Source organism: Mycobacterium sp. (assembly GCF_044342925.1).
Classification (GTDB): domain Bacteria; phylum Actinomycetota; class Actinomycetes; order Mycobacteriales; family Mycobacteriaceae; genus Mycobacterium.
In genome coordinates this window covers 1-6,604 of the sequence record NZ_JBIIOV010000174.1, presented here as the reverse complement: position 1 = coordinate 6,604, position 6,604 = coordinate 1, and the positions used below count along the sequence as shown (strand labels likewise).

Genomic DNA, 6,604 nt, shown 5'->3' with positions numbered 1-6,604 from the left:
GGACGCGCACGCCGACGGCTAGGCCCGCCCGGCCGGCTAGACCACATTGCCCAACTCCTCCTCGTGAATTTCATCCGAGTTCAGCGGTGATCTCAACCAGCGCCGCGGGCCGAACCGTCGCCGTGGCGCCGGCGTGGAGTGGCATCGACGCCGTTTCAAAACACAGCGGTAAGCCGGTTTCGGCATCTACGGTTTTGCTCCCTATGTCGCATGTGCCGCAGACACGTCCCTGGATTCCCCATCGTCGTCGGGCTAGATCCAGACGCCCTTGCCGACCGCGACGACACCGCCTGCACTGACGGCGAACCGTTCGCGATCTTTCTCCAAGTCAACGCCCACCATCTCGCCCGGGCCGACCACGACGTTCTTATCGAGGATGGCCCGCCGGACCACCGCGCCGCGACCCACCCGCACACCCGGCATCAGCACGCTGCCCTCGACGATGGCCCCGTCGTCGACGACGACGTTGCTCGACAGCACCGAGGTCCGCACCGAGGCAGCGGAGATGATGCTGCCCGCGCCGACCACGGATTCCTGGGCCGAACCGCCGTTCACGAACTTCGCCGGCGCCAGGTTCTCCGACTCGCCGCGGATCGGCCAGCGCTTGTTGTAGAGGTTGAACACTGGGTGCACCGAGACCAGATCCATGTGGGCGTCGTAGAAGGCGTCCAGGGTTCCGACGTCCCGCCAGTACCCGTGATCGCGCTCGGTGGCGCCCGGAACCTCGTTGTCGCTGAAGTCGTAGACCGCGGCCATCCCCTGCTCGACCAGCTTCGGAATGATGTTGCCGCCCATGTCGTGGTCGGAGGTGTCGTCGTCGGCGTCGGCGCGGATGGTGTCGATCAGCACCTTGGTGGTGAAGACGTAGTTGCCCATCGACGCGAAGGTCTCGTCCGGGTTGTCCGGGGTGCCCGGCGGGTCGGCCGGCTTCTCGACGAAGCTGCGGATGCGGCCGGACTCGTCGGCGTCGATGCAGCCGAAGGCCGCCGCCTCGGCACGCGGAACACGGATGCCGGCGACCGTCGCCCCCGCGCCACTTTCGATGTGGAACTTGACCATCTGCTCGGGATCCATCCGGTACACGTGGTCGGCGCCGAATACCACGATGTAGTCGGGATCCTCGTCGTAAATCAGGTTCAGCGATTGATAGATCGCATCGGCGGAGCCGGTATACCAGCGCGGTCCGACCCGCTGCTGTGCAGGCACCGGCGTGATGTACTCCCCCGCCAGACCGGAGAGCCGCCAGTTCTGGGAGATGTGCCGATCCAGAGAATGCGACTTGTACTGCGTCAGAACGCAAATGCGTAGATAACGAGCGTTGACAAGGTTCGACAGTACGAAGTCGATGAGCCGGTAAGCGCCTCCGAACGGGACTGCGGGCTTGGCCCGATCCGCTGTCATCGGGTAGAGCCGTTTTCCCTCACCCCCCGCCAGGACGATGCCGAGCACGTGCGGCAACTCCCTCATGGAAGTAAACCTAACCATCCGCGCTAGCCGACGGCTAGGGCAATCACGGGTTTGGCCCGCCACTGGTGCATTACGGTCTGGTTATGCGGGTGGCGATGATGACGCGGGAGTATCCGCCGGAGGTCTACGGCGGGGCCGGAGTCCACGTCACCGAACTGGTCGCGCAACTGCGCCACCTATGCGAGGTGGACGTGCACTGCATGGGTGAACCGCGCGAGACGGCGTTCGCCCATCAGCCCGATTCGGCTCTGGCCGAAGCCAACCCGGCGCTGGCCACGTTGTCCGCCGACCTTCGGATGGCGCACGCGGCCTGCACCCCCGACCGCCCGGCGACGGTGGTGCATTCGCACACCTGGTATGCGGGCATGGCGGGGCACATCGCCTCGATGCTGCACGGGGTGCCGCACGTGCTGACCGCCCATTCCCTGGAGCCGATGCGGCCCTGGAAGTCCGAGCAACTCGGCGGCGGCTACCAGGTGTCGCTGTGGGTCGAGCGCACCGCGGTGCTGGGCGCCGACGCAGTGATCGCGGTGAGTTCGGGGATGCGCTCCGATGTGCTGTCGGTCTATCCAGAGCTGGACCCGGCCCGAGTGCACGTGGTCAAGAACGGGATCGACACCGACGTCTGGTACCCGGCGAGTCCCGATCCCGCCGAGTCGGTGCTGGCTGAACTCGGTGTCGACCCGTCCCGGCCGATGGTGGCGTTCGTCGGCCGGATCACCCGGCAGAAGGGCGTGCCCCACCTCGTCGCCGCCGCCCACCGGTTCCATCCCGACGTGCAACTGGTGCTGTGCGCGGGCGCACCGGACACCCTGGAGATCGGCGAAGAGGTCAAGGCGGGCGTCGATGCGCTGGCCGCGGAGCGCAGCGGCGTGTTCTGGGTACGGGACTTCCTTCCCGTCCATGAGATCCGTGAAATCCTTTCCGCCGCGACTGCTTTCGTCTGCCCCTCGGTCTACGAACCGCTGGGAATCGTCAACCTGGAAGCGATGGCCTGCGGTACCGCGGTAGTGGCCTCCGACGTCGGAGGAATCCCCGAGGTGGTCGACGACGGTGTCACCGGCACCCTGGTGCACTACGACGCCGAGGATCCACGGGGATTCGAGGCGCGATTGGCCGACGCGGTCAACGCACTGGTGGAGGATCCCGCAAAGGGGGCCCGATTCGGGACGGCGGGGCGGCAGCGCTGCATCGACGAGTTCTCCTGGGCGCGGATCGCCGGACAGACGCTCCAGGTGTACCGCTCGGCCTCGGCCTAGCCGGAGCGCCACATGCGGCAGTAGGAAACCCCGCGCGTCAGCGCGGGGTTTCGCCGGGCCGGTAGTTAGCTGGTGACGTTCTTGAGTTCGTCGCCCAGCGCGGCAGCTTCGTCCGGGGTTAGCTCGACGACCAGCCTGCCGCCACCTTCGAGTGGCACCCGCATCACGATGCCGCGCCCCTCTTTGGTCGCTTCAAGTGGACCGTCACCGGTGCGGGGCTTCATCGCCGCCATCAAGTGCTCCCTCCAAGTTCCAGCAGACCCGTCGGTATCGACTCGGGTGCCGGGCTTGATTCTAGTTACGACCATTGTTCCCTATCAGCGGTCAATGTCGGAAAACGACGCGGGCACCCAGCAGTCCCGAGTGTGGTCGTCGACCATGCCGGTGGCCTGCATCAACGCGTAGGCCGTGGTCGGACCGATAAAACGGAACCCCAGTCGCTTGAGATGGCGGGCCATGGCGACGGACTCCGCAGACTGCGACGGCACCTCCGAGGCGACGACATATCGCCGACGCGGCGACGGCGCGTAGGACCACAGCAGATCCGACAGGTCGACGTCCAGGGCGGCTGCCACGCGTGCGTTGTTGACGGCAGCCTCGATCTTGGCCCGGTTTCGGACAAGGCCGGGGTCGGCCATCAGCCGCTCGACGTCGGCGGCGGTGTATCCGGCCACCGTGTCGACATCGAACCCGGCGAACGCGCGCCGGAAATTCTCCCGTTTACGCAGGATGATCAGCCAGGACAGGCCGCTCTGGAACGCCTCGAGGGTCATCCGCTCGAACATCTCGACGCGGCCGCGCAGCGGCCGGCCCCACTCACGGTCGTGGTAGTCGCGCATCAGTCTCTGGTCGGGGCCCACACCAGCGCCGGCCCACCAGCATCGGATCAGGTCGTCGCCGGTCACCCGGCATCCGGGTCGTCGGCCGGTGCGGCATGCGCCCCCGGCCGGTAACCGGCCGGGGTGTCGGCCCAGCCGGCGGCCACCCGCGCCGAGTGCAATTCGGCCCGCAACTGGTCGAGTTCGGCCGCCACCCGGTCCAGCACCCAGTCCACCTCGCTGGTCTTGTAACCGCGCAGGACCTGGGTGAACCTGACCGCCTCGACATCCGCACCGGTGACGCCCGAACTCGGCAGCACCGTGGCCGTGGTGCCGCGCGGCAGCGGGGGTAGCGACTCGCCCCGGCCGAAAAGGAAGCTGGCGATCCCGAACAGCACGGTGGACACCAGAATCAGCACCACGAGGTACATCAGGATCATCGTCACGCTCTCGATCCTGCCTCATGGCAGCGAGAACGTCGGGCTGCTCAGCGCAGGGTGTTCATCGGCGGCCGGTCGTCCAGCGAGATCTGCGACGTCCTGGTGAGATAGCCATCCGGGCTGCCGTCGGCGGCCAGGTGCGGGAAGTACTGGGTCAGCCCCACGCCGGAATCGGCGACCCCGCACCGGGTGAGCAGCGTGGCGATGATCTGCCGGCTCATCGGCCCCAGTTCGCTGATCGGCCGGTTGCGGTGGGTGCGGACCCCCAGGTTCACCTGGGCGATCGCGTCGAGGCCGTAACGGTCGTAGGTGTCGATGAGGATGCCGATCTCGACGCCGTAGCCGGGGGCGAACGGCACCGACGTGAGCAACTCCCGACTCCCGGCGTACTCGCCACCCAGCGGTTGCAGTACGCAGCCCAGTTCCGGGCGCAGCGCGGCGAGCAGCGGCCGGGCGACCAGTTCGGTGACCCGCCCGCCTCCGGTGGCGTCCTGGCCGTCGCCCAGTTTGAGTGGGCGGCGGTAAAAGCCGCGGACCAGGTGGATGCCGTCGCGGGTCAGCATCGGACCGACGAGGCGGGGCACAAACATCGGATCCGGGTCGATCAGATCCGAGTCGATGAACACGATGATGTCGCCGGAGGTAGCGGCCAGCGAACGCCACAGCGCCTCACCCTTGCCCGGCTGCGGCGCAATCTCCGGCAGTGCCTCTTGGCGGTGCACCACCCGGGCGCCGGCAGCCAGGGCCCGGGCCTCGGTGTCGTCGGTGGAACCGGAGTCCAGCACGATCAGTTCGTCGACCAGTCCGCCGAGCATCGGGGTGATGGTCTCGATCACCGCGCCGACGGTGTCAGCCTCGTTCAGCGCGGGCAGCACCACCGAGATGGTGCGGCCGGCCTTGGCGGCCTGCAGTTCGGTGACCGTCCACGGCGGCCGGGACCAGCTACGGTCGGTCATCCACGAGGAGCCGGCGCTCAGATCCGTCACCGGAGAACCCTCGATGGGGGTGACCACCTCCAGCCTTGCGTTCACCCCAACAGTATTCATGGACTCCCGTGGATCGGCGCCCCTGCGGGGCTTCGTCCCTCAGCCCCTTGGACGCCCCGGAACCCCAATGGATCGGCGCCCCTGCGGGGCTTCGTCCCTCAGCCCCTTGGACGCCCCGGAACCCCAATGGATCGGCGCCCCTGCGGGGCTTCGTCCCTCAGCCCCTTGGACGCCGACCTGCCGCCACTTCGGCGGGGTACTCGTCGTAGAACGGGACGTAACCGTCGTCCCGCCCGCACAGGACGTAGAGCGGGTCGGTGACGTCGGACCCGTAGCCCTGATTGCGCAGTTCCACCTTGCGGCTCTTGAACGTCGACGTGGTCTCCAACGACTCGACGATCCGGATGAACAGCGGCACCGCGTAGCCGGGCAGGCTGCGGGAGAGATCGGCGGCCAGCGCGGTGCCGTCGAATTGCGCGCCGTCGCGCAGCTTGATTGCGGCCATCCCCGCCCGACCGCCGGTGTCGGGCACCTCGACGCCGAACACCGTGCACTCCTCGACGCTGGGGACGGCGCCCAGCGCTGCCTCGACCTGGGTGGTGGCGACGTTCTCGCCCTTCCACCGGAAGGTATCGCCGAGGCGGTCGGCGAACGCGGCGTGGCCCATGCCCTGCGGGCTCATCACATCGCCGGTGTTGAACCAGACGTCGCCTTCCTTGAAGGCGTTGCGCACCAGCTTCTTCTCGCTGGCCGCCGCGTCGGTGTAGCCGTCGAACGGCGCCAGCTTGGTCACCGGGCTGATCAGCAGACCGGGTTGCCCGGACGGCACCTTCTTCAACCGCCCGTCCGCTCCGCGCACCGGCTCGCCGGTATCGGAGTCGTACTCCACGTAGGCCAGCGGAAGCGGATTGATCCCAGTGGATTTCGGAATATTGAAGATGTTGATGAAAGCGGTGTTGCCCTCACTGGCGGCGTAGAACTCGGCGACCCGGCCGATACCGAATCGGCGGGTGAATTCGTCCCAGATCTCGGGGCGCAGCCCGTTGCCGGCGATGACCCGGACCTTGTGGGCCCGGTCGGTGTCCTTGACCGGCTGGTTGAGCAGGTACCGGCACAACTCGCCGATGTAGATGAAGGCGGTGGCCTCCATCTGGCGCACCTCGTCCCAGAACCGCGACGCCGAGAAACTCCGGCCCAGCGCCAGGGTGCCGCCGGCGTTGATGACCGACGACAGCGCGACAGTCAACGCGTTGTTGTGGTAGAGCGGCAACGGGCAGTACAGGGTGTCGTCGCCCTTGAGCCGAAGGCCCAGTCCACCGAACGCGGCCAGCGCCCGCAGCCAGCGGTGGTGGGTCATCACGCTGGCCTTGGGGTGCCCGGTGGTACCGGAGGTGAAGATGTAGAACGCCGGGTCCTTGGCCTGTACCTGAGCCGCCGACGGCGGGTTGCCCACCGGCTTGCCCTCGGCGATTTTGGCCACGTTCTCGATGGTGAGCAGGTCGGCCACTTCGGCACCGCTGTCCACGATCGGCTCCACCAGATCGCTCTCGGCGATCACGACCGTCGCGTTGAGCAGCCCGAGGCTGTGCGCGAGCACCTCGCCCCGCTGGTTGTAGTTGAGCATCCCGGCGACC

General features: G+C 67.6%; 7 protein-coding genes. 1 reads left to right on the top strand and 6 read right to left on the bottom strand.

Annotated features, from left to right (window positions below):
- Window positions 1-252: 252 nt before the first annotated feature.
- Entirely contained in the window at window positions 253-1,467 is a 1,215-nt protein-coding gene (gene glgC / locus ADBZ6I_RS15000) for a glucose-1-phosphate adenylyltransferase (RefSeq protein WP_526385193.1), read from the bottom strand.
- Between the two features lie 83 nt (window positions 1,468-1,550).
- On the opposite strand from glgC, the gene glgA reads away from it, so the two are divergent.
- Window positions 1,551-2,726: a glycogen synthase gene (gene glgA, locus ADBZ6I_RS14995; protein ID WP_526385191.1), complete on the top strand. Its 1,176-nt coding sequence runs from the start codon at window positions 1,551-1,553 to the stop codon at window positions 2,724-2,726.
- 65 nt (window positions 2,727-2,791) lie between these two features.
- Here the strand turns inward: glgA and ADBZ6I_RS14990 are convergent, their stop codons facing one another.
- From ADBZ6I_RS14990 to ADBZ6I_RS14970, 5 genes are all read right to left on the bottom strand, one after another.
- Window positions 2,792-2,959, bottom strand: coding sequence for a DUF3117 domain-containing protein (locus tag ADBZ6I_RS14990; protein ID WP_005059648.1), 168 nt, complete (start codon window positions 2,957-2,959; stop codon window positions 2,792-2,794).
- Window positions 2,960-3,043: 84 nt separating this feature from the next.
- The gene (locus ADBZ6I_RS14985) at window positions 3,044-3,631 is read right to left on the bottom strand and encodes a DNA-3-methyladenine glycosylase I (protein WP_526385189.1); all 588 of its coding nucleotides are present in this window, start codon (window positions 3,629-3,631) and stop codon (window positions 3,044-3,046) included.
- Complete coding sequence (locus ADBZ6I_RS14980) at window positions 3,628-3,990, bottom strand: DivIVA domain-containing protein (protein ID WP_526385187.1); 363 nt, start codon at window positions 3,988-3,990, stop codon at window positions 3,628-3,630. Before ADBZ6I_RS14980 ends, ADBZ6I_RS14985 begins: the two co-directional genes overlap by 4 nt.
- A gap of 41 nt (window positions 3,991-4,031) precedes the next feature.
- Window positions 4,032-4,940 carry a glucosyl-3-phosphoglycerate synthase gene (locus ADBZ6I_RS14975; protein WP_526385195.1) on the bottom strand — a complete coding sequence of 303 codons (909 nt, stop codon included), beginning with the start codon at window positions 4,938-4,940 and terminating at the stop codon, window positions 4,032-4,034.
- A 247-nt stretch (window positions 4,941-5,187) separates the two neighbouring features.
- The coding region (locus tag ADBZ6I_RS14970; protein ID WP_526385185.1) for a long-chain-acyl-CoA synthetase at window positions 5,188-6,604 on the bottom strand (1,417 nt) is incomplete at its 5' end.